This is a genomic window from Cellulosimicrobium sp. So1_17 (genome assembly GCF_055181235.1).
In genome coordinates this window covers 276,583-300,495 of record NZ_CM143702.1, presented here as the reverse complement: position 1 = coordinate 300,495, position 23,913 = coordinate 276,583, and the positions used below count along the sequence as shown (strand labels likewise).

The window sequence follows — 23,913 nt, the reverse complement described above, 5'->3', positions numbered from 1 at the left end:
GCCGTGCCGGAGGCGCTGGACGGAGCACCGTTCGCCGCGCTGTTCGCCTTCTTCTTCGCCGTCGTCCTCGTGCGCACGCAGGCGACGTACTGGGTCGCGCGGCTCGTCACCGTCTGGACGCTCGACCGGACGCGGCCCGTGCGGCCCTGGGTCGCGCGGGTCCATGCCTGGCTGTCGGGGAGCTCGACCGCGCGCGGCGTCGAGGTCCTGCGCCGCTGGGGACTCGTCGCCGTCCCGGCGTCGTTCCTCGCGACGGGGACCAAGACGGTGGTCAACGCCGCAGCCGGCGTCGTCCGCATGCCGTTCGGCCGCTACCTCCCCGCCATGCTGCTGGGCTGCGCCCTGCACGCGACGATCTACGCGACCGTCGGCTGGGCCGCATGGTCCGCCGCCGTCGCGCTCGCCGCGGGGTCGCCCTGGGGTGCCGCCGCGCTGCTCCTCCTCGTGGCGGGCGCGGTCGCCGTGGTCGTCGTCACGGTCCGACGGCGCGCGGCGCGGTCCACCGCCCACGTGCCGCACGCCGCGGTCGAGGACGGGACGAGCCCGCAGCGCTGAAGCCGGATGAACCGCTGAGCCGGATGAACCGCTGAGCCCGATGAGTCCCGGACCGGCCGGCGGTCCTCCCCCCATGACCACCTTCCTCCTCCTGCCCGGCGCCGGTGGCCACCCGGGGTACTGGCAGCGGCTCGTTCCCGAGCTCGGCGCGCGCGGCCACCGAGCCGTCCCCGTCGACCTCCCCCAGCACGACGAGGGCTACGGCTGGGAGGCTCTCACGGACGTGGCGCTCGCGGCGCTCCACGCCTCTCCTCACGACGAAGCGCCGCCGAGCGACGCACGGTCCGGCGACGCGCTCGTCGTCGTCGCGCAGTCGATGGGCGCCTACGTCGGAGGACTCGTCGCGCAGCGCGTCCCCGTCGGCCTGCTCGTCCTGCTCAACCCGATGATCCCGGACCCGGGGGAGACGGCGGGCGACTGGTGGGCGGTGACCGGGTACGAGGCGGCACGCGCCGTGGCCGGGCTCGGCCCCTTCGACGAGGTCGAAGACTTCTTCCACGACGTCCCCGCCGACGTCACCGCCCGCGTCCTGGCCGGCGAGGACCGCGCACCCTCGTCACGGTCGTTCGCGGAGCCGTGGCCGGCATCCTCCTGGCCCGACGTGCCGACCGTCGTCCTGCAGGGCCGCGACGACCGCCTCTTCCCGCTCGCGTTCCAGCGCGAGGTGGCCCGGGGCCGGCTCGGGCTCGACGTCGAGGAGATGCCCGGTGGTCACCTCGTCGCCCTGAGCCGTCCGGCGGAGCTGGCGGACCGGCTGGAGGAGCTCGCCGCCCGGGCGGCCACCGCCTGAGCCGAGCGTGCCGTCAGGCCGTGCCGACCGCGTCGACCGCTCCCCCGTACCGGCGGTCGCGTCGCGCGTACTCCTCGACCGCCCGCCACAGGTGGCGCCGGTCGACGTCCGGCCACGGCTCCGGGAGGAACACGAGCTCCGCGTACGCGGCCTGCCACAGCATGAAGTTCGACGTGCGCTGCTCGCCGGAGCTGCGCAGGAACAGGTCCACGTCGGGCAGGTCGGGCTCGTCGAGGTACTTCTGCACGGTGCGCTCCGTGACCTTCGACGGGTCGAGCCTCCCGGCCGCCGCCTCGCGGGCGATCGCCGCGGCGGCGTCCGCGATCTCGGCGCGCCCACCGTAGTTGACGCACATCGTGAGCGTGCAGACGTCGTTGTCCCGCGTCTGCTCCTCCGCGATCTCGAGCTCCTTGACCACGGACGTCCACAGCCGTGGCCGGCGACCCGCCCACCGCACGCGCACGCCCCACGAGTCCATCTCGTCGCGACGGCGTCGGATGACGTCGCGGTTGAAGCCCATGAGGAAGCGCACCTCGTCGGGCGAGCGCTTCCAGTTCTCGGTGGAGAACGCGTACGCCGAGACGTGCTTCACGCCGATCTCGACGGCGCCCGCGACGACGTCGAGCAGCGCCGCCTCTCCTGCCTCGTGGCCCGCGGTGCGCGGCAGACCGCGCGCGTTCGCCCACCGGCCGTTGCCGTCCATGACGACGGCGACGTGGTTCGGCACGAACTGCTGCGGGATCGCCGGGGGGCGTGCGCCCGAGGGGTGGGCGAACGGCGGGACGACGGGACGCGTGCGGCGCGCCATCAGGCGTCCCGCTCCACCATGCGCAGTGATCGCAACGTTCTCTCCAGGTGATATTGGCCGTAGGCGGCGACGAGGCCGCTCGCCTCCTTGCGGTGCCGCGCCGTGGAGGCGTCGGCGGTCTCCCACTCTCCCGCGAGCAGCGCGGCGAGGAGGGCGAAGGTCTCGGGGGCGGGCGACGTCGAGCCCGGCGGGCGGCACCTGCCGCACACCGCCCCGCCCTGCGCGACGGCGAACGCGTGGTGCGGCCCGGGCTCCCCGCACCGGGCGCAGTCCGTGAACGACGGCGCCCAGCCGGCGACCGCGAGCGCCCGCAGCAGGTAGGAGTCGAGCACGAGGTTCGGCGCGTGGGCACGCTCCGAGAGCGCGCGCAGGGCCCCGGCGAGCAGCCAGTACTGCTGCACCGCCGGCTCGCGCTCGTCGGCGACGAGCCGTTCGGCGGTCTCGAGCATGACCGTCCCGGCGGTGTAGAGCGCGTAGTCCTCGCAGATCCGCCTGGCGTACGGTCCCACCGTCTCCGCCTGGGTCACGGTGTCGAGCGACCGCCCGGCGTGGAGCTGGACGTCGACGACCATGAACGGCTCGAGGCGTGCACCGAACCGCGACGACGTGCGCCGCACCCCCTTGCCGACAGCGCGCACCTTCCCGTGCTCGCGCGTCAGCAGGGTGACGATACGGTCCGCCTCGCCCAGCTTCTGGGTGCGCAGGACGATCGCGTCGTCTCGGTAGAGGACCACGCGCCCATTCTCCCGCACGCCGCCCACGTCGGGGACGAGGACGACGCACGCGCCGCACGTCGTGCACCGCCGTGACGCCACCAGCAGCAGCGGACCAGGGGTCGTGGGCGGCCTCCCCCTGCGCGACCGCCCACGACCCGACGGCTCAGAGGCGAGCCGTCTCCACGCGCACGTCCATCGTGGCGATGTCCGCGTACGCTCTCGCCGCCGCGGCGGCGACCGAGGTGGTGCGGGGCAGGCCGAGCTCGTCGACGATCCGCTCGAGCCGGTGCTCGAGGGTCCCCCCGACGACGATGCACGGGATGCCGAGCGTGCCGAGCGTCGTGCGCAGCATGGTGTCGGACCGTTCGCGGAACCGCTCCGACACCGGCCGGTGCCCGTCCGCGACGAGCGGGAACTCGACCGGCAGGTGGACGAAGAGGTCGTACGACCGCAGCGCGTGCCGTCGGACGACTCCCCCGAACGCGGCCATCGCGGAGGCGAGGAACTCCCGCTCCGCGGTCCGTGCGTCGTCCTGCCGGTGGTCGCTCGGGACGATGCCCGTCTCCGCGCGGACCGCCCCGTACACCCACTCGTGCAGGGACGACCCGTCCGACAGGAAGGCGTCCCCGGCGTGGCTCTCGTGCACCGCGCGCTCCGTGTAGCGGACGATCCCCAGCTCGAGCAGCTCGACCGCGGTGCACTCCTCCAGCCGGCGCCCCGGCAGGACCTCGGGCAGGATCTCGCGCATCGAGCGAGCGTGCGTGCGCGGCAGTCCCGTGAGGTGGCTCAGGGCGAGCGACGTCGTGGTCTTCCCGGCGGAGTAGGTCCCCGAGACCGCGATGCGCATCAGGCGGCCTCGCCCGGCGCGACGGGTGGGCGCACGACGGTCCGGTCGCCGTCCGACGGCAGCTCGTGGGCGAGCGCGTAGCGGGCGGAGTAGGCGTGGTAGGTGGCCGACATCTCCACCGCACGCCACGTGGCACCGTGCAGGGGGACGAGACGCGCGGTCCGGAGGTCGGCACGGGTGCGGAACGGCTCGCGTGGCACGTCCGGGACCGGTGTCTCGAGCCGGACCCTGCGCATCCACATCGTGTGGGAGCGGGCGCGGTCGACCGCGTCGAGCGCGTACAGCAGCACCTCGGAGACCTGGGCGAGACCGACGATCGCGTCGATGAACGTCACGCTCGGCCGGTACGACCCGCCGAGGTCGCGCCAGGGCCGTGCGGTGCGGTCAGCCGACGGGACGACGGCGGCCCGGACGCCGCGCGCGTCGTCCAGCTCGACGTCGACGATCTCCTGCGACGACGCGGTGTACCCGCCCGCGTGGTACCTCTCCCGCGCCGGCCCGAGGAGGTCGTCGAGGACCACCGGTCCGTGCACCGGGCGGCCGCGGACGCCGGGCGGGTGCGCCACGACCAGGACGGTCGTGAGCGTGCCCACCCTCGCCTCGACCGTCGAGGCCGGCCCGTGGGGACCGGTCGAGGTGGCGACGACCCGAGCGCTCAGCGGTATGGCCTCCAGGTCCTCCTGCGGCTGCGTGCCCGACCGCAGGTCCACCGAGCGGACCCACGCGCGCGTGCGCTCCTCGTCGCGGAGACCGAGCGACAGGGCGAGCAGGACCTCGGCGAGCTGGGCGGCGAGGACGAACGCGTCGATCGAGGAGACGTGCGGGACGAGCGCGCGCCCACCCTTCCTGGACCAGGACGGCGGGTAGCTGAGAGAGGCGGAACCGTGCACCTGGGACGAGCCCGTCTGGCCGCTCTCGTGCACGAGGTCGCGGACCTCGTGACGCACCGCGCGGTACCCGGACCCGAAGAATCGCGCCGAGGCCGGACCCAGCAGGTCGTCGATCGACGCAGCGGTGCTCATGCGGCTCCTCCGGGCGGGCGTCGTGCCGGTCGGCACGTCAGGTCTCGCAGTCTAGCGCTGCCACTGCACGAACTGACCACCTTTCACCCACACACGCTCGCAGGTCGTAGGACTACCATGCCGTCATGGTCCGTTCCCATGACCGCGACGACCGCACGAGGGATGTACGCATCCTGCTCGATGCGGTAGCGGAACAGTCGGAGCGGGCGATCAGGGGGATGTACGAGCCCTACGGGCTCACGTGCACGCAGGCGTGCGCCGTCCGTGACCTGGTCGACCCGCTCCCGCCCAGCCAGCTCGCCGTGCTCCTCGAGTGCGAGCCGTCCAACGTGACGTTCGTCGTCTCCCGGCTCGTGTCGCTCGGCTACGCCGAGCGGCGGCCGCACCCGACCGACCGTCGCTCCAAGCTCGTCGCGCTCACGCCACGGGGGCAGGAGGTCCGCCGGGCGATGCTCGACCGGCTGAGCGCCGAGTCGCCCCTGGAACGCCTCGACGACGAGGACCTCGCGCAGCTGCAGGTCCTGCTCGAACGCGTGACGGCGCACGACCGGGCCGCGGCACCCACCGGGGTGTGAGCACCGCGGCCCCGAGGTCCTGGACCGTCCGGACGCTCAGCCCGCGGTGCGCTCCGCGCGGTTGACCGCCGACACGATCGCCTTGAGCGACGCGGTCGTGATCGAGGGGTCGATGCCGACGCCCCACAGGACGTCGTCGCCCACCTGGCACTCGACGTAGGCCGCCGCCGTCGCGTCGCCGCCCTCGGACAGCGCGTGCTCCGCGTAGTCCAGGACGCGCACGTCGACGCCGACCTGGGCGACCGCGTCGACGAACGCGGCCACCGGCCCGTTGCCGGTGCCCTCGAGCGTCAGCTCCTCGCCCCGGTCGACGACGTCGACGCTCAGCGTGTCCGGGCCGGTCTCGCTCGAGGACGCACGCGTCGCACGCAGCTTGAGGCGTCCCCACGGCTCCAGCCCGGAGCCCGGCTCGACGGGCAGGTACTCGTCGGAGAAGATCCGCCAGATGTCCTCGCCCGTGACCTCCGAGCCGTGCTCGTCGGTGTGCGTCTGGACCGACTTCGAGAACTCGATCTGCAGCCGGCGGGGCAGGTCGAGGTGGCGCTCGGTCTTCAGCAGGTACGCGATGCCGCCCTTGCCCGACTGCGAGTTGACCCGGATCACGGCCTCGTACGAGCGACCGACGTCCTTCGGGTCGATCGGCAGGTACGGCACCGCCCACACGAGGTCGTCGACGGTCGTGCCCTCCGCCTCGGCGTGGACCGCCATGGCGTCGAAGCCCTTCTTGATCGCGTCCTGGTGCGAGCCGGAGAACGCCGTGAAGACGAGGTCGCCCGCGTACGGGTGCCGCTCGGGGACGCCGAGCTGGTTGCAGTGCTCGACGGTGCGGCGCACGTGGTCGATGTCGGAGAAGTCGATCTGCGGGTCGATGCCCTGGCTGAACAGGTTCATGCCGAGCGTGACCAGGCAGACGTTGCCCGTGCGCTCGCCGTTGCCGAACAGGCAGCCCTCGATGCGGTCGGCGCCGGCCTGGTAGCCCAGCTCGGCGGCGGCCACCGCCGTGCCGCGGTCGTTGTGCGGGTGCAGCGACAGCACGACGTTCTCGCGGTGGTTCAGGTGCCGGTTCATCCACTCGATGGAGTCGGCGTAGACGTTCGGCGTCGCCATCTCGACCGTCGCCGGGAGGTTGATGATGACCTTGCGGTCGGGCGTGGGCTCGAAGACCTCGAGCACCTCGTTGCAGATGCGGGCGGCGAACTCGAGCTCGGTGCCCGTGTAGGACTCGGGCGAGTACTCGTAGTAGACGGTCGTCCCCGGGACGGTCTCCTCGAACTTCCTGCACAGCTTCGCGCCGTCCACGGCGATGCCCACGATGCCGTCGGGGTCGGAGCGGAACACCACCTCGCGCTGCAGGACCGAGGTCGAGTTGTACAGGTGCACGATCGCCTGCTTCGCACCCCTGATCGCGTCGTAGGTCCGCGCGATGAGGTGCTCGCGGGACTGGGTGAGCACCTGGATGACGACGTCGTCCGGGATGCGGTCCTCCTCGATGAGCATCCGCACGAAGTCGAAGTCGGTCTGCGAGGCCGAGGGGAAGCCGACCTCGATCTCCTTGTAGCCCATCTCGACGAGCAGCTCGAACATGCGCAGCTTGCGCTCGGGGTTCATCGGCTCGATGAGGGCCTGGTTGCCGTCCCGCAGGTCGACGGCGCACCAGCGGGGCGCCTGCGTGATCCGCCGGTCGGGCCACGTCCGGTCCGGGACCGTGACGTCGAACTGGCGGTGGAACGGCAGGTACTTGTGGATCGGCATGCCCGACGGCTGCTGCGGGTTGGCCTGCGCGCCGGCGTCGGTGGAGGTGCTGGAGGTGTGGGCTGAGGCGTTCATCATGGGTCCTTCGGGTCGTCCTGATCGGTGTCAGCCGGCACACCAACCACCGCGACGAGGGACCGGCTAGAGGGCCTCGCCGCGGCAACGAAGGAGGAGCCGCCGCATCAGGTGCACGCTGTCACTGTACCCCGAGCGCGTGCGGGCGGCCGGGACGTCCGGTCCCGGCCACCCGCACGCGTCGCGGGGGCAGGCCGGAGCGGTCAGCCCCGGCGCGAGCGGAGCGCGGCGTCCACCGCGGGGTCGCCGAGGTTGCCGAGCCACTCGAGCAGGGCGGGATAGGTCGACGGGTTCGCCGCGACCTGCGGACGCAGGTGGGGGGCGTCCTGCACGATCTGGGCGAGCACCTCGAGCGGGGTCGACGGGTCGAGGGCCTGCTGGGGCGTGAAGCCCGGCTGGGGCGCGAACGCCTGCTGGCCCTGCTGGCCGTAGCCCTGCTGGCCGTAGCCCTGCTGGGCGTAGCCCTGCGGCGTCTGCTGGCCGTACCCCTGCTGCTGGGCGTAGCCCGGCTGTGCCTGCTGGCCGTAGCCCTGCTGCGCCGTCTGCCCGGGCGCGGCCTGGTGCTGCGGGTCACCGCCCTGCTGAGACGTCGCGTAGCCCTGCTGCGCCGTCTGGCCCGGGACGTCGCGCGAGCCGTCGGTGACCGCCGGCATCACCGCGGTCGTCTGGGAGTCCACCGGCGTGAGGCCCGGGCGTGCGGCGTACCCGCTGCGCTCGGGCTGCACCGTCTGGACCGGCAGGACCTCGGTCCCGTCCGCCGCGCCCGACCACGCGGTCTGTCCCTGGTGGCCCGCGGTCGCCGGAGGCCCGGCGACGGGCGCGGGAGCTGCCTTCGCCGGGCGCGGCGGCCTGGGCGCAGCGGGCTGCCACACGTAGGCGGCGGTCGCGGCGGAACCGGCCGCGGCCGGGTCGGGCCGGTGCTCGGCGAAGTAGGCCCGGACCTCCTGGGGGACCGTCAGCGCGTACACGACGAGGAGCGGGAGGCCGAACGCGAGGAGAAGGTGCTCGACACCGCCGCCGTTCGCCACGCGGTTCGCCGTGACGACGAGCAGCACGATGCCGAGCAGCGCCACGACGCCCGCGGCGCCGAGCGCGAGCGGACGGCCCGTCGCCGCGTCGCGGGCCAGCGAGCGGCGCGCGACGAGCGCGACGCCCGCGACGAGCAGCCCGATGACGACCCCGAGGACGACGGGCACGCCGCGCCTGCCGTCGGCCAGCTCGAGGACGCCGCGGACGGCGAGGTATGCGCCGACGACCACCACGAGGTCGAGCCCGCGGAGCGCGACGCCCACCCAGGCCCGGGCCTCGGGGACCGGAGCCATGGCGCGGCGCACCGCCGGGGACGACGCCACCGCCGCGAGCGCCGGCACCAGGACGAGGCCGAAGCGGCCGAGGTGCGTGCCCTCGATCGTGAGGATGCCGTTGTCGCCCGAGCCGAGGACGAACGCCGACGCGAGGATGACGCCGAGGCCGACGAGCGTGAGGCGGGCGGCCTCGGAGCGACGCCAGGTACCGAGGGCCGGGAGCCCGGCGAGGGCGACGACGAACACCGCGTTGAGCAGGACGACCAGCACGCCGATCGCGCCGATCCCCGTCGCGCCGACGATCGTGAGGATCACGGTGAGCACAGCCGAGACACCCAGGACCGCGGACAGGACGAGCAGGACGCGCAGCCACTGGTCGGTCACGGCGCGGTCGAGGTCCTCCGGACCGAGCTCGCTCTGGCGCGGCTGCGCCGCGAGCAGCGCTCCCGCGAGACCGAGCGCGGCGGCCGACCCGACGCCGCCCCACCCGTCGGACAGGTCACCCCCGCCCACGACGTCCACGACGAGGTAGACCGCGACCAGCAGCACGTACGGCGCGTTCGCGAGCAGCCGCACCTGACGGGTCGTGTGGACCGTCCAGCTCGCCGGGAGCACGCCCGTGCGAGCGAGGTAGGGCAGGGCGAGCGACAGCAGGGACAGGATCGTCAGCAGGACGACCTCGACCTTGTCCGAGGCGCGGTGGGAGACGTCCCACGGCAGCGCGAAGGACACGAGCAGCAGGACCGCGGCCACGCCGTCGCGCACGAAGTCGCTCACCGGGATGCCGGCGAAGGGCGAGAGCCCCCCGGCCCCCGACGCCTCGGCGGCCTGCTCGCCCGCACCGACGTCCCCAGGACGGGGCTCGGCGGTCGCCGCCTCGTCGCGGGACGTCCCCGGCGTCTCCCCGGTCACGGGCCCCGGCTCGTCGGTCTGCGGCTCGCCGACCGCTGGGCTCTCGTTGGTCATCGTGGCTCCCTACGCTGTCGCGCGGTGCAGGTCGCACCCCGCCGGGACCCGGAAGGGCCCCGACCGTTTCTACCGTTTCCTCACGCCACGCTCAACCTGCCACGCGGCGCCGGTCAGGACACCGCCGACAGTCGGTCGGTACCGAGCAGGAAGAGCCGTCCCTCGGACGTGAAGGCGTGGTACGTGCGTTCCGGGATCGGCCACCGCCACTCGACGGTACCGTCCGCGAGCGCGATCGAGACCAGGTGCTGGCGTCGCCCGCCCTCCCCCTCGGCCACGAGCAGCGAGCGACCGTCGGTGAGCGCCGGCCACGTCGCCCCGTCCGTGAGGGGCGACTCCCACCGCACCGCACCCGACGCCACGTCCACCCCGTGCAGGGTCGTCTCCGTCCGCAGCACGACCAGGCCGTCGACGCGCACGACGGGACGGGAGCCGGTGGTCGCGAGCGTCCAGAGCGGGGCGCCGGTGACGGCGTCGACGCCGGCGACCCCACGGAACGTGTTCATGAGGAGGACACCCGGGACGGACCCGTCGCTGAGCGGGGCCTCGACCGCTCTCCCCCGGACCTCGACGCGGGGTTCGCCGGCCGCGGTGAACACGGTCGTCGTACCGCTCCCGTACTCGTTGCCGACGTACCGCCCGTCGGGCAGGCGCACGACGGTCCAGACGTCGCCCTCCTTCAGCACCGTCCCGTCCTCGGTGAGGGTCGCGACGACGCCCGGGGCCATGAGCGTCACGACCCCGCGGTCGACGTCCAGCACGATCCCGCTCCCCGCCGAGCGCACCGCGAGCTGCATGCTGCCCGACCGTTCGCGCTCGACGCGCCGCTCCCACCGCACGACGCCCGTGGCGGCCTCCTCCCGCACGAGGACGACGTCGCCCTCGTCCCACCGCGCGCGGACGACGTCGGCGTCGCCCACGGGCACGACCGCCTGCCCCACCACCTCGACGACGCGCTCGCCGAGGGTCCGGCCCGACGCGGCCTGGACGACGGTGAGCAGGACCCCCGGGCCGTCCCGGGGCGTCAGGCACACGACGACCTCGGTCGGGGACCGGTCCGCACGGGGGACGCACGTCGCGAGCTCGCCCACCGCCTCGGAGCGCCACACGGGCGTGCCGTCGTCCACCGCGTACGCCGTCAGCCCGTCGCCGTGCGTGACGACGACGCCCGGCCCGGCGATCACCGCCCCTCCGGGGTCGAGCGGCACCGACCAGCTCACCTCCAGGGGTGCCTCGATGGGCCGGAGGCCGCCGTCGAGCGCCGCGACCTCGACGCGCTGGGCCGCCTCGATGACGCGCGTCGCCAGGAACGACCCGCCGAGCGCGAGGGCGGTCGCCGCCGCGACCCACGGGACGGGGTGCGCGTACCAGCGCCGCCGCGGGCCCCGGGCGTCCCCACCCGGCGCCGGGACGACGGCGGGCGCGCGCGGCTCGGGGAGATCGTCGTCCGCAGGGTCGTCGTCGTCCGCGACGAGCTCGAACCGCAGCGGCGCGTGCTCGTCGGCCGCAGCGGCGTCCGGCGGACGGCCCGCCCGCCCTCGGACGTGCCCCGCTCCGTCGTGGCCACGCCGACGAGGCCTCACCCGTCCACGGTAGGCTCGCCGGCCCGACGCCGCCGCTCAGGTGCCGCTCGGACGCCCGCCCAGATGCTTGCTCAGATGTTTGCTCAGACGCCCGCTCAGATCCCGAGCTGGTACACGCCCCAGTACGCGAGGACGACGAGGAGGATCGTCGCCCCGGTGAGCACGCTCCACAGCATCAGGTGCGTCGTGACGCCCTCCGCGACGCGCACCGCGGCGCCGCGCTCGCGCGGCCCCTCGGCGGGCAGGCTGCCGGCGAAGCCCTCGCGCGCGGAACGCACCTCGGCCCACCGGTTGATCAGCAGGGCGGCCGCCACGAGGGTGGCGAGCCCCGCGAGCCGCACCACGACCCAGCCGCCCTGCACGACCCACGCGTCCTTCTCGTAGTCGAGCGCGAGCCGTGCGACCGCCACGAGGTAGACGACGAGCCCGACGATCGTCGCGAGCGCGCCGACACCGAGCCCGGTCAGCGGACCGCGGAAGCCCGGGGCGAGCCCCGACGGACGCGGGCGGCGCCCGACGACCCGCCGGAGCCGGGAGACGAGGCTCGTGACGAGCCGGATCACGGGCCCGACGACGATCAGGCCGACGGCCACGAGGACGAGCGCGACGAACAGGTCGCCGTTGCCGAACCAGCGCGGCGTGGGGACGGGCCCGGCGAGGTACTGCTGGTTCGGCCGGGCACCGGCGACCTGCGGCGGCGCGTCGGCGCTGCCCGGCAGGGACTCGGTCCAGGCGGCGACGTCACGCGGGAAGTCGGGCACCAGGACGTCGCCGATCTTGATCCCGTGGTTCGCGCCGTCGTAGAAGCGGACCGTCGTGCCGGCCCCGGGCTGGTCCGCGGTCGCGTCGAGGATCTGCTGCGCACCCTGCTCGACGGGCATCGACGGGTCGGCGGTCCCGTAGACGACGAGCACGGGCTGCGTCAGACGTTCGAGGAAGGGCTCGACGTCGAAGTCCGCGTACTCGAACCCACCGCCGGGGATCGCCATGCCGACGGCGCGGGGGATGGCCCGGAAGACGCCGTGCGGGACGTCGGTGTTGCGCAGGTAGCTGTCGACCGCGAACGCGGCCTGCTGCCGCGGCGGGACGACGGGGGCCGAGACGAGCACCGAGAAGGCGACACCGGGGTCGTCCGCGGCCATGACGGGCACGATCCACGTGCCCTCGGACTCGCCGTACAGCCCGACGGCGTCGGGGTCCACGCCGGGCCGCGCGCGCAGGAGGTCGACGGAGTGCGCGTAGTCGCGCGCCATGGCCTCGTAGTCGCGGTGGCGCGTCGTGTAGGTGTCGAGACGCTTGTCCGGCACGAGCGTCACCACACCGGCGCTCGCGAGGTCGGTGGCGACGTCGACGAACGCCTCGGTGGCGAGACCGGTGCCCGCGCCGTGGACGAACACGACGCCCGACCGGTCCCCCGGCGCGTCGACGGGCTCGCGCAGGACGCCACCGACCGAGGTGCCGTCGAGGCGCACCGTCACGTCGGTCTCACGCACGTCGTACGTGCCGACCGCGTCGGCGCCGCCCGGGGGCTGGCCGCCGATCGTCGTGTCCGACGTCTCCGGCTCGAGGTGCTCGGACACCGGCACCGGGTCCCACTGCGGCCCGGTGACCGCGCCGAGGACCGCGAGCACGATCGCGAGGGCGGCTGTCGTCGCCGCGGTCCGGAAGATCACCGAAGGATCGTACGCCGCGGCGTACGCCCGGATCCCTGGTGCCGACCCCTCGGTCGAGCGGGGGACGTCCCCCGCCCCTGCGTGGACGGCACGCCGTCAGAAGCCCAGCCGGTGCAGCTGCTTGGGGTCGCGCTGCCAGTCCTTCGCGACCTTGACGTGCAGGTCGAGGTAGACCCGCGTGCCCAGCAGCGCCTCGATGCCGTGACGCGCACGGGTGCCGACGTCGCGCAGGCGCGAGCCGCCGCGGCCGATGACGATCGCCTTCTGGCTGTCGCGCTCGACGAAGAGGTTGACGCGCACGTCGAGCAGCGGCGGCTTGCCCGATGCCTCGTCACCCGAACCCTCGCGGGGCACGATCTCCTCGACCTGGACGGCAAGCGAGTGCGGGAGCTCGTCGCGCACGCCCTCGAGCGCCGCCTCGCGCACGAGCTCGGCGACCATGACGGCCTCGGGCTCGTCGGTGAGCTCGCCCCCCGGGTAGAGCTCGGGGCCCTCGGGCAGGTGGGTGACGAGCACGTCCGTGAGGACGTCGACCTGGTACCCGTCCTGCGCGGAGACCGGGACGATGTCGACCCAGCCGCCCGCCTGCTCACCGAGGCGGTCGACCGCGAGCAGGTGCGCGGCGAGCGTCCCCCGGTCCACCAGGTCGGCCTTCGTCACGACGGCGACCACCGGCGTGCGGTGGCGACCGCGCCGCACCTCGGCGAGCTCGTTCGCGATGAACCGGTCGCCGGGGCCGATCTTCTGGTCCGCGGGCAGGCAGAACGCGATGACGTCGACCTCGGTGAGCGTGCCGCGCACCAGGTCGTTGAGCCGCTCGCCCAGCAGGGTGCGCGGCCGGTGCAGCCCCGGGGTGTCGACGAGGACGAGCTGGGCGTCGGGGCGGTGCACGATCCCACGGATCGTGTGCCGTGTCGTCTGCGGCCGACCGGAGGTGATGGCGACCTTCTGGCCGACGAGCGCGTTCGTCAGCGTCGACTTGCCGGCGTTGGGGCGACCCACGAGGCAGGCGAACCCGGAACGGTGCTCGGGCAGGGGGGTGCTCATGGGGTGTCCTTCGCGGTGGGGGGTGCGTGGTCGAGAGAGGCGGCACGGGAGCCGGCGTGGGAGTCGGAGCGGGAGGCGACGTGGGAGTCGGAGCGGGAGGCGACGAGCGTCGCGAGCTGCTTGCGGCGGCCCTGCACCCGGTCCGCCTCGAGGTGCAGGCCGTGCACGTCGGCGGAGGAACCGGGCAGCGGGACCTTGCCGAGCGCCTTGGCGAGCAGACCGCCCGCGGTGTCGACGTCGTCGTCGTCGAGGTCGAGGTCGAACAGCTCGCCGAGCTCCTCGACGCCGAGACGCGCCGGCACACGGAGCCGACCCTCGCCGAGGTCCTCGACCTCGGGCTCGGGGCGGTCGTGCTCGTCCGTGAGCTCGCCGACGATCTCCTCGAGCGCGTCCTCGATCGTCACGAGACCGGCGATGCCGCCGTACTCGTCGACGACCATCGCCATGTGCGACGACGAGGCCTGCATCTCGCGCAGGAGGTCGTCCGCAGGCTTGGACTCGGGGACGAAGATCGCAGGGCGCGCGACCTCTCCGACCGGTCGCGAGGCGTCGCCCGGTGAGGTCTCCAGGACACGCACGACGTCCTTGAAGTAGGCGACGCCCACGAGGTCGTCGGCCGACGTCCCCGTGACCGGGACGCGCGAGAAGCCCGAGCGCAGGAAGAGCGACAGCGCCTTGCGCAGGGGGGTGTCGCGGGACGTCGTGACCATGTCCGTGCGCGGCACCATGACCTCGCGCGTGAGCGTGCTGCCGAGCTCGAAGACGGACCGGATGAGCTCGCGCTCCTCGTCCTCGATCACCTCGGACTCGTTGACACGGTCCACCATGTCCTGCAGCTCACGCTCGTGCGCCCCCGCGTCCGGGGCCGGCGCGAGCCGGGTGAGCCAGCGGGTCGCGGCCGTGACCGCCGTCAGCAGCCCCGACAGCGCGACCAGCACCCGCACGGCGTGACGCCGCCCGAGCGAGCGCGGGCTCACCCGCACCACGACGAGGCCGACGACGACGCTCGCCGCGAGCGCGACGAGCAGGACCTGCCACCACGGCTCGAGCCACGCCGCGACGAGGAGGGTGAGGCACGTGACGGCGACCATCTCGACGACGACGCGCGCGAACCCGACGGACCGGGCCGTCGCGGCCGGGTCGGCGAGCAGCGCGAGCGCACGACGGGCTCGCGGGGACGCGGCGCCGGGCTCGCCCCCGTCCACGACCGCGGCGCGCGTCACCCGTGGGACCGCGGCCTCGGCCGCGCTCAGCGCGGCGGCGAGCAGGACCGCGACGACGGTCAGCGTCGCGAGGAGCGCGACGGGTTCTCCGCTCACCGGCCCGCGAGGAACGTCAGGAGGAGCTTGCGCTGCAGCGCGAACATCTCCTTCTCCTCCTCGGGCTCCACGTGGTCGTAGCCGAGCAGGTGGAGGATGCCGTGCGTGGTGAGGAGGAGCATCTCCTCCGCGGTCGAGTGCCCGGCCGCGCGCGCCTGCTGGGCCGCGACGTCGGGGCACAGCACGACGTCGCCGAGCTGCCCCGGGCCCGAGACCTCGCCGTCGCGACCGGGCCGCAGCTCGTCCATGGGGAACGACAGGACGTCCGTGGGCCCCGGCTCGTCCATCCACCGCACGTGCAGCTCGGTCATGACGTCGGTGTCGACGAAGAGGATCGACAGCTCGCTCTGCGGGTGCACGCGCATCGCGTCGAGCACGTACCGCGCGAGCGCGGCGAACTCCGCCTCGTCGACCTGCGCCTCGGTCTCGTTGTTGACCTCGATGCTCATCGTCCGCCTGCCCGTCCGTCGTTCCGCTGGTGGTCCGCCCGTCGGCCACCCCGCGGTGCCTCGCGGTCCCGTGCCGGCGCCGTCGCGACGTCCCAGCGGGCGTACGCGTCGATGATGTCGCTCACGAGCCGGTGGCGCACGACGTCGGACGACGTCAGCCGGCAGAACTCGACGTCGTCCACGCCGGTGAGGACGTCCTCGATCACCCGCAGGCCCGATGCCGTGCCGCCCGGGAGGTCGACCTGCGTCGCGTCCCCCGTGATGACCATGCGCGAGCCGAACCCGAGGCGCGTGAGGAACATCTTCATCTGCTCGGAGGTCGTGTTCTGGGCCTCGTCGAGGATGATGAACGAGTCGTTCAGGCTCCTGCCCCGCATGAACGCGAGCGGCGCGACCTCGATCGTGCCGGCGTCGATGAGCTTGGGGATCGCGTCCGGGTCCATCATGTCGTGGAGCGCGTCGTAGAGCGGTCGCAGGTAGGGATCGATCTTCTCCGTGAGCGAGCCGGGGAGGAAGCCCAGGCGCTCGCCCGCCTCGACGGCGGGTCGCGTGAGGATGATCCGGTTGACCTGCTTCGACTGCAGCGCCTGCACGGCCTTGGCCATGGCGAGGTACGTCTTGCCCGTACCCGCAGGACCGATGCCGAAGGTGATGGTGTTCGCGTCGATCGCGTCGACGTACCGCTTCTGGCCGACGGTCTTCGGGCGGATCGTGCGCCCGCGGCTGGACAGGATGTTGAACGTCAGCACCTCGGCAGGTCGCGACGCCGTCGCCGCGGTGAGCATGCGGATCGACCGCCGGACGACGTCGGCGGTGAGCTGGGTGCCCGCCTCGACGACCTCGACGAGCTCGTCGAGCAGGCGGGACGCGAGCGCGACGTCCCCTGCCTGGCCGGTGACGGCGATCTCGTTGCCGCGCACGTGCACGTCCACGGCGGGGAAACCGTCCTCGACCGCGCGGAGCACGGAGTCGCCGCTGCCGAGGAGCGCGACCATCGGGACGTGGCCCGGGATGACGATGCGGTGCTCGACCCGGTGCTCGGAGGGTCCTCCGTCCGGCGAGCCGGGCGCGGTGTCTCGTGGCAGGGATGTCATGAGCCGGCTTGCGCCGCTTCGCTCCTTCGTTCGGGCAGTGGTACGGGTGGGACACGTGCTACGGGTGGGACGGGTGGGACACGTGCCCCGGGGCACGCCTCCATCGTACCGAGCACGCGGTGGGCGCACACGCCCTTTCGTCGGGCGACGGTCAGGCCGGCGACCAGCCCAGCTCGGCCCCGGCGACGACGTGCCCGTGCACGTGGAACACGCTCTGCCCGGCGCGCGGCCCGGAGTTGAAGATCAGGCGGAACTGCCCGTCCGCGAGGTCGCCCGCCACCTCGTCCGCGAGCGCGACGACGTCGCTCAGCAGCTCCGGGTCGGCCGCGGCGAGCTGCGCGATGTCCCCGTGGTGGTCGCGCGGGACGACGAGGACGTGCACGGGCGCCTGCGGGTCGATGTCCCGGAACGCGATCGAGCGCTCGCTCGTCGCGACGACGTCCGCAGGGACCTCGCCCGCGACGATCCGGCAGAAGAGGCAGTCGGTCTCGGTGCTCGTCATGCGGCCGAGGCTAGTCCACGACCCCGGTCCCCGCCCGGGCCGGCACCCGGTCGGCCGCCCGTCGTCAGGCGCGGTCGACGCCCCAGCGCCCGAGCCGCTGCGCGAGGAGCGCGATGGCCACGGGTCCCGCCGTGGACGTCCGCAGGACGTGCGGCCCCAGCCGGGCGGCGACCGCCCCCGCGGCGGTCAGCGTCTCGAGCTCGCGCTCGGAGATCCCGCCCTCCGGCCCGACGACGACGAGCACCTCCGGGGCCGGGGCGCCGTCCGCCGCGGGCGCGGGCAGCGGGACGTCGGCGAGCGCCGTCGTCGCCTCCTCGTGGAGGACGAGCACGAGGCCTCCCGCGGCGAGCGCCTCCGCCGCGCGCACCGCGAGACCGCGCGAGTCGACGGGCTCGGCGACGAGCGGGAGTCGCGCCCGCCGGGCCTGCTTCGTCGCGGTGCGCACGGTCGCGAGCCAGCGGGCCCGCGACCTCGCCGCGCGCTCGCCGCGCCACACCACGACGGAGCGCTCCGCCTGCCACGGGACGACGGCGTCGACGCCGACCTCGGTCGCCGCCTCGATGGCCATCTCGTCGCGGTCGCCCTTCGCGAGCGCCTGCACGAGCGTCACGACGACGTCCGGCGCCGGCTCGCGGTCCACCTCCTGGACGAGCAGCGTCACCGTGCCCGCGTCGGCGTCCTCGACGACGCAGCGCAGGCGCACGCCGTCGCCGTCGACGACGTCGACCCGCTCGCCGCGCGCCTTGCGCTGCACGACCCCCGCGTGGCGCCCCTCGGCACCGTCGAGGACGTACCGGTCGCCGGGGGCGACGCGGTCGATGCCGGTCTCGGCCAGGAAGACGGGGGCGCTCACGGGCGCGGCTCGCTCACGGGCATCCCTCAGCGTCCGGAGAGCTTGTCGCGCAGGCGCGAGAACACGCCCGGGTGCGCGGCGGACAGACGCGGGTCGGGACGCTCCTCGCCCCGCAGCGTCGCGAGCGAGCGCAGGAGCTGCTCCTGCTCCTCGTCGAGCGCCGTGGGGACCTGGACCTCGATGTGCACGTTGAGGTCGCCGCGACCCGCGCCGTGGAGGTGCCCGACTCCCAGGTTCTTCAGCGTGACGATCTGACCCGGCTGCGTGCCGGGGCGCAGGTCGATCTCCTGCGCGCCGTCGAGGGTCTCGAGCTCCAGGACGGTGCCGAGCGCGGCCGCCGTCATGGGCACCTGGAGCGTGCAGTGCAGGTCGTCGCCGCGGCGCACGAACGTGTCGTGGTTGCGCTCACGGATCTCGACGTACAGGTCGCCGGCCGGACCGCCGGCCGGGCCGACCTCGCCCTGGGACGTGAGCTTGATGCGCGTCCCGGTGTCGACGCCCGCGGGCACGTTGATGCTGATCGTGCGACGGCTGCGGACCCGGCCCTCGCCCGAGCACTCCGCGCACGGCTCCGGGATGACGGTGCCGAAGCCCTGGCACGCGGCGCACGGGGCGCTCGTCATGACCTGGCCGAGGAACGAGCGCGCGACGCGCTGGACCGTGCCGCGGCCGTGGCACACCTCGCACGTGCGCGGCGAGGTCCCGGGGCGGCAGCACGAGCCGCCGCACGTGCCGCACACGACCGCGGTGTCGACCTGGAGCTCGCGCTTGGCGCCGAACGTCGCCTCCGCGAGGTCGATGTCGAGGCGCACGAGGGCGTCCTGGCCGCGGCGCGCCCGCGGGATCGGGCCCTGCTGCGCCTGGCCGCCGCCGAAGAAGGTCTCGAAGATGTCCTGGAAGCCGAAGCCGCCGCCCATCGGGCCGCCGGCCCCGCCGCCCGGGGCGGTCGGGTCCACGCCGAGGTCGTACTGCTGACGCTTCTCCGGGTTGGACAGCACCTCGTAGGCGCGCGCGACGTCCTTGAACCGGTCGCCCGACTCCTCCCCCGCGACGTCGGGGTGCAGCTCGCGGGCGAGCTTGCGGTAGGCCTTCTTGATCTGGTCCGGGCTGGCGTCGCGGGCCACGCCGAGGATCTCGTAGTAGTCGCTCACACGTCACTCTCTGCTGGTGCCGGGCGCCGGGGATCGGGCCCGACGGGGTCGATGGTCGTCGATCGGTCGTCGGTGGTCGTCGCTGCGCGGCCGGTCACGTGCCGAGCGCCCGCGACAGGTAGCGGGCGACCGCGCGGACGGCGGCGATCGTCCCGGGGTAGTCCATGCGCGTGGGGCCGATGGAGCCGACCAGGGCGACCGTGTCCCCGTCGTTACCGTAGCCCGTCGTGACGACAGACGTCTCCACGAGCCCTTCGAGCCGGTTCTCGTGACCGATCCGGATGTTGACGCCGGACTCGGCGGCCATCTCCGTGAGGAGCCCCAGGAGCACGACCTGCTCCTCGAGCGCCTCGAGGACGGGGCGCAGCGCGTGCTCGAAGCGCATGCCGGCACGCGCGAGGTTCGCCGTCCCGGCGAGCACGAGGCGTTCCTCGCTCTCCTCCGCGAGCGTCTGCGCGACGAGCTCGCCGACCGCCCGCACGAGCGGGGCGTCGTCGGGGTGGAACGTCTCCGCGACCTCGGCGAGCCCCGGGGTGAGGTCCGCGAGCCGCTTGCCTGCGGCGGCGGCGTTGAGCCGGGCGCGGGCCTCGGCGAGCGTGCCCTCGTCCGGGACGCTGGCGACCTCGAGCGTGCGCTGCTCGACGCGCCCCGTGTCGGTGATGATGACGACGAGGAGGCGCTCCTGCCCGACGGGGACGAGCTCGAGGTGGCGCAGCCCCGAGCGGCGCAACGACGGGTACTGCACGACGGCGACCTGGCCGGTGAGCTGCGCGAGCAGCCGTCCGGCGCGCGCGATGACGTCGTCGAGGTCGACGCCCTCGGACAGGAACGTCTCGATCGCGCGCTTCTCCGGCGCGGAGAGCGGCTTCACGCCCGAGAGCCGGTCGACGAAGAGCCGGTAGCCCTTGTCCGTCGGGATGCGGCCCGCCGACGTGTGGGGCTGCGCGATGTACCCGGCGTCCTCGAGCGCGGCCATGTCGTTGCGGATCGTGGCCGGCGAGACGCCGAGGCCGTGGCGCTCCGTGAGCACGCGCGACCCCACGGGCTCGCGCGTGAGGACGTAGTCCTCGACGATCGCCCGCAAGACCTCCAGCCGGCGTTCCTCGCTCACGTCCACCTCCTGCGTCCCCGCGTACCGCCACCCGGCGCTGCACGCACCCGGGGCATCGGCACTCTCGCCCGTCGAGTGCCAACTCTACGCGGCCGGTGCCCGGGTCGAGGCTGCCTCCGCTCCGCGCGAACGCAGGTCGACCAGACCGACGACCAGCGCGACGGCCACGAGACCGATGGTCACGAGCATCGCGCGTCCCGTCGCCCGCGCGCCGTCGGCCCCGGCGGCGAGGCCGCCGTAGTACACCGAGAGGATCACCGAGATGCCCACCGCGGACCCGATGCGCTGACCCACCTGGATCATGCTCCCGGCCACCCCGCCGCTGGCGACGGGCACCTCGGCGAGGGCGAGCGTCTGGTTGGGCGCGATGACCATGCCGCTGCCCGACCCGGCGACCAGCAGAGCCGCCGCGAGCGCCCACCCGACGACGGCGGGCTCGTCCCCGAGCGTCCGGACGACCACGTCCGCGGTCACCATCCCCGCCAGCACGAGCACCAGACCGGCGACGACCAGGCGGCGACCGAGCCGCGCGACGGCGCGACCGGCGAGCCAGGCGGAGACCCCGGAGGCCGCCGCGAACGGCATCCCGACGAGCCCCGACTGGAGCGGCGTGTAGCCGACCTCGTCCTGCAGGTAGAGCGTGACGACGAGGAAGATCCCCGTGAAGCCGGCGAAGTACGCCATGCCGAGCAGCGCACCGTTGCGGAACGACGAGAGCCCGAGGACCTGCGGGTCGAGCACGGCGGCCCCGGTCCGCCGCTGGTAGCGACGCTCCCAGGCCACCGCCACGACCCCCACCGCGAGACCCAGGGCGAGCCACCACCAGCGCGACGGGTCGTCGTCACGACCCGTCGTCGTGACGAACGGCAGCATGACGGCGACCGTCACCGCGGCGAGCAGGGCGAGCCCGACGAGGTCGAGCCGGCGCGGCCCGCGCCCCCGCGCGGGCGTGGGCGCGGGGACGAGCCGCCACGCGAAGGGCAGCAGCACGGCGATCACGGGGATGTTGACGAGGAAGATCCACCGCCAGCCGTCGGCGGAGCCGGCGACCGCGAGGATGACGCCGCCCAGCAGCGGGCCGATCGCCGTCGAGACGCCGATGGTGGCGCCGAACAGGCCGAACGCCCGCCCGCGCTCCGCACCGGCGAAGAGCTGCTGGATCAGGCCCACCACCTGGGGGTTCAGCAGTCCGGCGCTCACACCCTGGAGCAGGCGCGCGACGCCGAGCAGGTCGTCGGTCGGGGCGAGCCCGGACGCGAGGCTGAACACCGCGAACCCGACCAGCCCGGAGATGAACAGGCGACGGCGCCCGCCCGCGTCCCCGAGCCTGCCCGCGGGGACGAGTGCCAGGCCGAACGCGAGCGTGTACCCGGCGACGATGAGCTGCAGCTGGCTCGGGCCGGCGTCGAGCGACTCCTCGATCGAGGGCAGGGCGACGTTGACGATCGACACGTCGAGCGTCGTGACGAACCCGACGGAGAGGCACACGGCCAGGACGCGCCAGCGCTGCCGGTCGCGCTCCGGGGTCTCGGTCACCGCACCGTCGTACCACCCGGCACGCCGGTCCGCCCGTCCGGAGGGACGGTGCGGCGAGACGTGCGGGGCGTGTCGCAGCGCCGCGCGGCGCGACACCCGAACCTAGGGTGGCTGCGTGCCTGCAGACCGCTACGGATCCGACGTCCTCGGGGGCCCCGCGACGCCCCACCACCGCGCGCGCCGCGTCTCGCGCCCCCAGGCGGCCGAGCGCGGCCTCGTCGTCGAGGAGGTGCAGACGGGCTGGGTGGGGGCGGTCGTGCGGGTCGAGAAGTCCGGCGGCATGCACGTCGTCGTCCTCGAGGACCGTGCGGGCCGCACGCGGACGTTCCCGCTCGGCCCGGGGTTCTGGGTCGACGGCGCGCCCGTCGAGCTGACGGCGCCCGTGACCTCGCGGGCGCCCGCCGCACCCGCACGGACCGCGTCCGGGTCGCGGGCGGTCGCCGGTCAGCGGGCCCGCGTCGCGCGCGGCAGCCGCATCTGGGTCGAGGGCAAGCACGACGCCGAGCTCGTCGAGAAGGTCTGGGGCGACGACCTGCGCGTCGAGGGGGTCGTCGTCGAGCTGCTCGACGGCGTCGACAACCTCGCCGACGCGCTCGCGGACTTCGGCCCGACGCCGCAGCAGCGGGTCGGGGTGCTCGTCGACCACCTCGTGCCGGGCAGCAAGGAGCAGCGCCTCGCCGACGCGGCCCTGCGCACGGTCCCGCGGGGGACGGTCCTCGTGCTGGGCCACCCGTACGTCGACGTCTGGCAGGCCGTGAAGCCGGGGCGGGTCGGCCTCGAGCGGTGGCCGGTGATCGAGCGCGGCACGGAGTGGAAGCGCGGCATCCTGCGCGAGCTCGGCTGGCCGGCGTCGTCCCAGGCCGACGTCGCGCGCGCGTGGCAGCGCATCCTCGGCACGGTCCGGAACTACGCGGACCTCGAGCCGTCGCTGCTCGGGCGGGTCGAGGAGCTCATCGACTTCGTGACGGCGCCCTGACCCTCGGTGACGGCGCCGCACTCGACCGGCCGGCACCCCGCAGGGCGCCGGCCGGTTCGGTGGACGACGGTCAGGCGGGCACCTGGCCGACGAGGCGGCGGTAGGCGAACGCGACGGCGACGTAGCTCAGCGGGATCGTCACGAACAGACCGAGCCCGCACGGGATCGCGCCGAGGATGTTGATGCCGAGCAGCGCGAGCAGGAGCAGGAACACCGACCCGAAGTTCTTCGCGACGACCGACCAGCTCGACCGGATCGCACTGATCGCGTCCTGGCCCTGGTCGAGCGTGAAGTAGTAGACGAACGCGGAGAAGATCACGACGGCGATGCCCGGCAGGACGCACAGGAACAGGCCGATCGTGGTGAGGATCGTGACGAGGAAGGCGGCCAGGACGACGTTGACGACGTTCCCGATCCGGAAGAAGGCTGCGACGTCCGGCCGCCGCCCCGCCGACTCGTCGAGCGCACCCCGCGTGAGGAACGCCGTGATGAGATAGCTGATGATCGCGCCGAGGACCGAGAGCAGGACGCTCGTGACCGTGATCCCGCTGACTGCCGCGAAGTTCGTGTCGCCGAAGTCGTAGGAGTCCGTGAACCGGTCGAAGCTGCCCGTGATGAGGTTCCACGCGACGTTCACGGCGATGAGGATCAGCGCGACCAGGATCCACGGACCGAGGTTCGACGTGACCTTGCGCCAGGCGTACGAGATCGCCTCGCCCACGGCGAAGGCGGGACCCGTGTACCCGCTCGCCGGTGCCCCGGGCGGCGGGTATCCGGGCGTGGCGCCCGGCGGGTAGCCGCCTCCCGGGCCGGAGGTCGGCGGGGGGTATCCGGCGCCTGGTGGCGGGTAGCCGGCCTGCGCACCCGCGACGGGCGGCGGGTAGCCGACGTCCGGTGGCGTTCCCGTGTCCCCCGAGGTCCCGTACGAGGGCGGGCCTTCCTCCGGCGACGGCTCCGCCGGCGCGGGCTCTGCCGGCGCGGGCTCTGCCGGCGGAGGCCCAGCCGGCGACGAGGCCTGCGACGCGTCCTGGTCGGCGCCTCCGGCCCCCTCGGGGCTGTCGCGGCGTGGTTCGTCGCCGGGGTTGGCGGGATCCTGCGTCATGGGTCCACCTCGCTCCTTCTCGGGACGGCGTCCTGGCTCCTACGATGACCGCTCCTGCCGGCCACCGCTCGCCGGCGCGCCGAGCGGCCTCGAGAGACCGGCCGGCA

At 74.1% G+C, this 23,913-nt stretch carries 22 protein-coding genes; 4 read left to right on the top strand and 18 right to left on the bottom strand.

The genetic code is table 11. The features are described from left to right. The first annotated feature begins 3 nt into the window (after window positions 1-3). Entirely contained in the window at window positions 4-555 is a 552-nt protein-coding gene (locus tag ACZCLJ_RS01290) for a DedA family protein (RefSeq protein ID WP_463105204.1), read from the top strand. Window positions 556-628: 73 nt separating this feature from the next. Beyond that, window positions 629-1,345, top strand: coding sequence for an alpha/beta fold hydrolase (locus ACZCLJ_RS01285; RefSeq protein ID WP_463105203.1), 717 nt, complete (start codon window positions 629-631; stop codon window positions 1,343-1,345). 13 nt (window positions 1,346-1,358) lie between these two features. Here the strand turns inward: ACZCLJ_RS01285 and ACZCLJ_RS01280 are convergent, their stop codons facing one another. The 4 genes from ACZCLJ_RS01280 to ACZCLJ_RS01265 form a co-directional block, all read right to left on the bottom strand. Then, window positions 1,359-2,153: an isoprenyl transferase gene (locus ACZCLJ_RS01280; protein WP_463105202.1), complete on the bottom strand. Its 795-nt coding sequence runs from the start codon at window positions 2,151-2,153 to the stop codon at window positions 1,359-1,361. Further along, on the bottom strand, window positions 2,153-2,887 hold the full coding sequence (gene recO, locus ACZCLJ_RS01275; RefSeq protein WP_251151575.1) for a DNA repair protein RecO: 735 nt from the start codon (window positions 2,885-2,887) through the stop codon (window positions 2,153-2,155). The genes ACZCLJ_RS01280 and recO overlap by 1 nt, the downstream gene beginning before the upstream one ends. A 145-nt stretch (window positions 2,888-3,032) precedes the next feature. Continuing rightward, entirely contained in the window at window positions 3,033-3,716 is a 684-nt protein-coding gene (locus tag ACZCLJ_RS01270; protein WP_251151576.1) for an ATP/GTP-binding protein, read from the bottom strand. Continuing rightward, window positions 3,716-4,738, bottom strand: a complete 1,023-nt coding sequence (locus ACZCLJ_RS01265) for an AvrD family protein (protein WP_251151577.1) — start codon at window positions 4,736-4,738, stop codon at window positions 3,716-3,718. The genes ACZCLJ_RS01270 and ACZCLJ_RS01265 overlap by 1 nt, the downstream gene beginning before the upstream one ends. Window positions 4,739-4,863: 125 nt before the next feature. Here ACZCLJ_RS01265 and ACZCLJ_RS01260 point away from each other — a divergent pair, with 125 nt between their 5' ends. Continuing rightward, window positions 4,864-5,313 carry a MarR family winged helix-turn-helix transcriptional regulator gene (locus ACZCLJ_RS01260; protein WP_251151578.1) on the top strand — a complete coding sequence of 150 codons (450 nt, stop codon included), beginning with the start codon at window positions 4,864-4,866 and terminating at the stop codon, window positions 5,311-5,313. Between the two features lie 36 nt (window positions 5,314-5,349). On the opposite strand, the gene leuA is transcribed toward ACZCLJ_RS01260, so the two are convergent. From leuA to ACZCLJ_RS01195, 13 genes are all read right to left on the bottom strand, one after another. Then, complete coding sequence (leuA, locus tag ACZCLJ_RS01255; RefSeq protein ID WP_463105201.1) at window positions 5,350-7,140, bottom strand: 2-isopropylmalate synthase; 1,791 nt, start codon at window positions 7,138-7,140, stop codon at window positions 5,350-5,352. A 203-nt stretch (window positions 7,141-7,343) separates the two neighbouring features. Continuing rightward, window positions 7,344-9,410: a DUF7937 domain-containing protein gene (locus tag ACZCLJ_RS01250; protein WP_463105200.1), complete on the bottom strand. Its 2,067-nt coding sequence runs from the start codon at window positions 9,408-9,410 to the stop codon at window positions 7,344-7,346. Window positions 9,411-9,523: 113 nt separating this feature from the next. Beyond that, window positions 9,524-10,993: an outer membrane protein assembly factor BamB family protein gene (locus tag ACZCLJ_RS01245; RefSeq protein WP_463105199.1), complete on the bottom strand. Its 1,470-nt coding sequence runs from the start codon at window positions 10,991-10,993 to the stop codon at window positions 9,524-9,526. Window positions 10,994-11,088: 95 nt separating this feature from the next. Continuing rightward, on the bottom strand, window positions 11,089-12,666 hold the full coding sequence (locus tag ACZCLJ_RS01240; RefSeq protein ID WP_463105198.1) for an alpha/beta hydrolase family protein: 1,578 nt from the start codon (window positions 12,664-12,666) through the stop codon (window positions 11,089-11,091). Between the two features lie 96 nt (window positions 12,667-12,762). Further along, the gene (gene era, locus ACZCLJ_RS01235; protein ID WP_251151583.1) at window positions 12,763-13,713 is read right to left on the bottom strand and encodes a GTPase Era; all 951 of its coding nucleotides are present in this window, start codon (window positions 13,711-13,713) and stop codon (window positions 12,763-12,765) included. Beyond that, window positions 13,710-15,032 carry a hemolysin family protein gene (locus ACZCLJ_RS01230; protein WP_463105197.1) on the bottom strand — a complete coding sequence of 441 codons (1,323 nt, stop codon included), beginning with the start codon at window positions 15,030-15,032 and terminating at the stop codon, window positions 13,710-13,712. Before ACZCLJ_RS01230 ends, era begins: the two co-directional genes overlap by 4 nt. Further along, the gene (ybeY, locus tag ACZCLJ_RS01225; RefSeq protein ID WP_463105196.1) at window positions 15,029-15,481 is read right to left on the bottom strand and encodes an rRNA maturation RNase YbeY; all 453 of its coding nucleotides are present in this window, start codon (window positions 15,479-15,481) and stop codon (window positions 15,029-15,031) included. Before ybeY ends, ACZCLJ_RS01230 begins: the two co-directional genes overlap by 4 nt. Next, window positions 15,478-16,575, bottom strand: coding sequence for a PhoH family protein (locus ACZCLJ_RS01220; RefSeq protein ID WP_251151586.1), 1,098 nt, complete (start codon window positions 16,573-16,575; stop codon window positions 15,478-15,480). The genes ybeY and ACZCLJ_RS01220 overlap by 4 nt, the downstream gene beginning before the upstream one ends. A 151-nt stretch (window positions 16,576-16,726) precedes the next feature. Further along, a complete protein-coding gene (locus ACZCLJ_RS01215; RefSeq protein ID WP_251151587.1) occupies window positions 16,727-17,077 on the bottom strand; it encodes an HIT domain-containing protein in 351 nt (116 codons plus the stop codon). A 64-nt stretch (window positions 17,078-17,141) separates the two neighbouring features. After that, entirely contained in the window at window positions 17,142-17,930 is a 789-nt protein-coding gene (locus ACZCLJ_RS01210) for a 16S rRNA (uracil(1498)-N(3))-methyltransferase (RefSeq protein WP_251151588.1), read from the bottom strand. A gap of 26 nt (window positions 17,931-17,956) precedes the next feature. Then, window positions 17,957-19,081, bottom strand: a complete 1,125-nt coding sequence (gene dnaJ, locus ACZCLJ_RS01205; protein ID WP_251151589.1) for a molecular chaperone DnaJ — start codon at window positions 19,079-19,081, stop codon at window positions 17,957-17,959. Between the two features lie 94 nt (window positions 19,082-19,175). Beyond that, the gene (gene hrcA / locus ACZCLJ_RS01200) at window positions 19,176-20,192 is read right to left on the bottom strand and encodes a heat-inducible transcriptional repressor HrcA (RefSeq protein ID WP_251151590.1); all 1,017 of its coding nucleotides are present in this window, start codon (window positions 20,190-20,192) and stop codon (window positions 19,176-19,178) included. Between the two features lie 84 nt (window positions 20,193-20,276). After that, window positions 20,277-21,728, bottom strand: a complete 1,452-nt coding sequence (locus ACZCLJ_RS01195; protein WP_463105195.1) for an MFS transporter — start codon at window positions 21,726-21,728, stop codon at window positions 20,277-20,279. Between the two features lie 115 nt (window positions 21,729-21,843). Between ACZCLJ_RS01195 and ACZCLJ_RS01190 the strand changes: the two genes are divergently transcribed. After that, on the top strand, window positions 21,844-22,704 hold the full coding sequence (locus ACZCLJ_RS01190; protein ID WP_251151592.1) for a DUF3097 domain-containing protein: 861 nt from the start codon (window positions 21,844-21,846) through the stop codon (window positions 22,702-22,704). Window positions 22,705-22,774: 70 nt separating this feature from the next. On the opposite strand, the gene ACZCLJ_RS01185 is transcribed toward ACZCLJ_RS01190, so the two are convergent. Further along, window positions 22,775-23,806 carry a DUF2189 domain-containing protein gene (locus tag ACZCLJ_RS01185; protein WP_463105194.1) on the bottom strand — a complete coding sequence of 344 codons (1,032 nt, stop codon included), beginning with the start codon at window positions 23,804-23,806 and terminating at the stop codon, window positions 22,775-22,777. Window positions 23,807-23,913 lie beyond the last annotated feature (107 nt).

Bases quoted from the DNA above. Each gene is read 5' to 3' on its own strand.
- ACZCLJ_RS01285 (WP_463105203.1), top strand. From the start codon at position 629: ATGACCACCTTCCTCCTCCTGCCCGGCGCCGGTGGCCACCCGGGGTAC.
- ACZCLJ_RS01280 (WP_463105202.1), bottom strand. From the start codon at position 2,153: ATGGCGCGCCGCACGCGTCCCGTCGTCCCGCCGTTCGCCCACCCCTCG.
- ACZCLJ_RS01270 (WP_251151576.1), bottom strand. From the start codon at position 3,716: ATGCGCATCGCGGTCTCGGGGACCTACTCCGCCGGGAAGACCACGACG.
- ACZCLJ_RS01265 (WP_251151577.1), bottom strand. From the start codon at position 4,738: ATGAGCACCGCTGCGTCGATCGACGACCTGCTGGGTCCGGCCTCGGCG.
- ACZCLJ_RS01260 (WP_251151578.1), top strand. From the start codon at position 4,864: ATGGTCCGTTCCCATGACCGCGACGACCGCACGAGGGATGTACGCATC.
- leuA (WP_463105201.1), bottom strand. From the start codon at position 7,140: ATGAACGCCTCAGCCCACACCTCCAGCACCTCCACCGACGCCGGCGCG.
- ACZCLJ_RS01250 (WP_463105200.1), bottom strand. From the start codon at position 9,410: ATGACCAACGAGAGCCCAGCGGTCGGCGAGCCGCAGACCGACGAGCCG.
- era (WP_251151583.1), bottom strand. From the start codon at position 13,713: ATGAGCACCCCCCTGCCCGAGCACCGTTCCGGGTTCGCCTGCCTCGTG.
- ybeY (WP_463105196.1), bottom strand. From the start codon at position 15,481: ATGAGCATCGAGGTCAACAACGAGACCGAGGCGCAGGTCGACGAGGCG.
- ACZCLJ_RS01220 (WP_251151586.1), bottom strand. From the start codon at position 16,575: ATGACATCCCTGCCACGAGACACCGCGCCCGGCTCGCCGGACGGAGGA.
- ACZCLJ_RS01215 (WP_251151587.1), bottom strand. From the start codon at position 17,077: ATGACGAGCACCGAGACCGACTGCCTCTTCTGCCGGATCGTCGCGGGC.
- ACZCLJ_RS01185 (WP_463105194.1), bottom strand. From the start codon at position 23,806: ATGACGCAGGATCCCGCCAACCCCGGCGACGAACCACGCCGCGACAGC.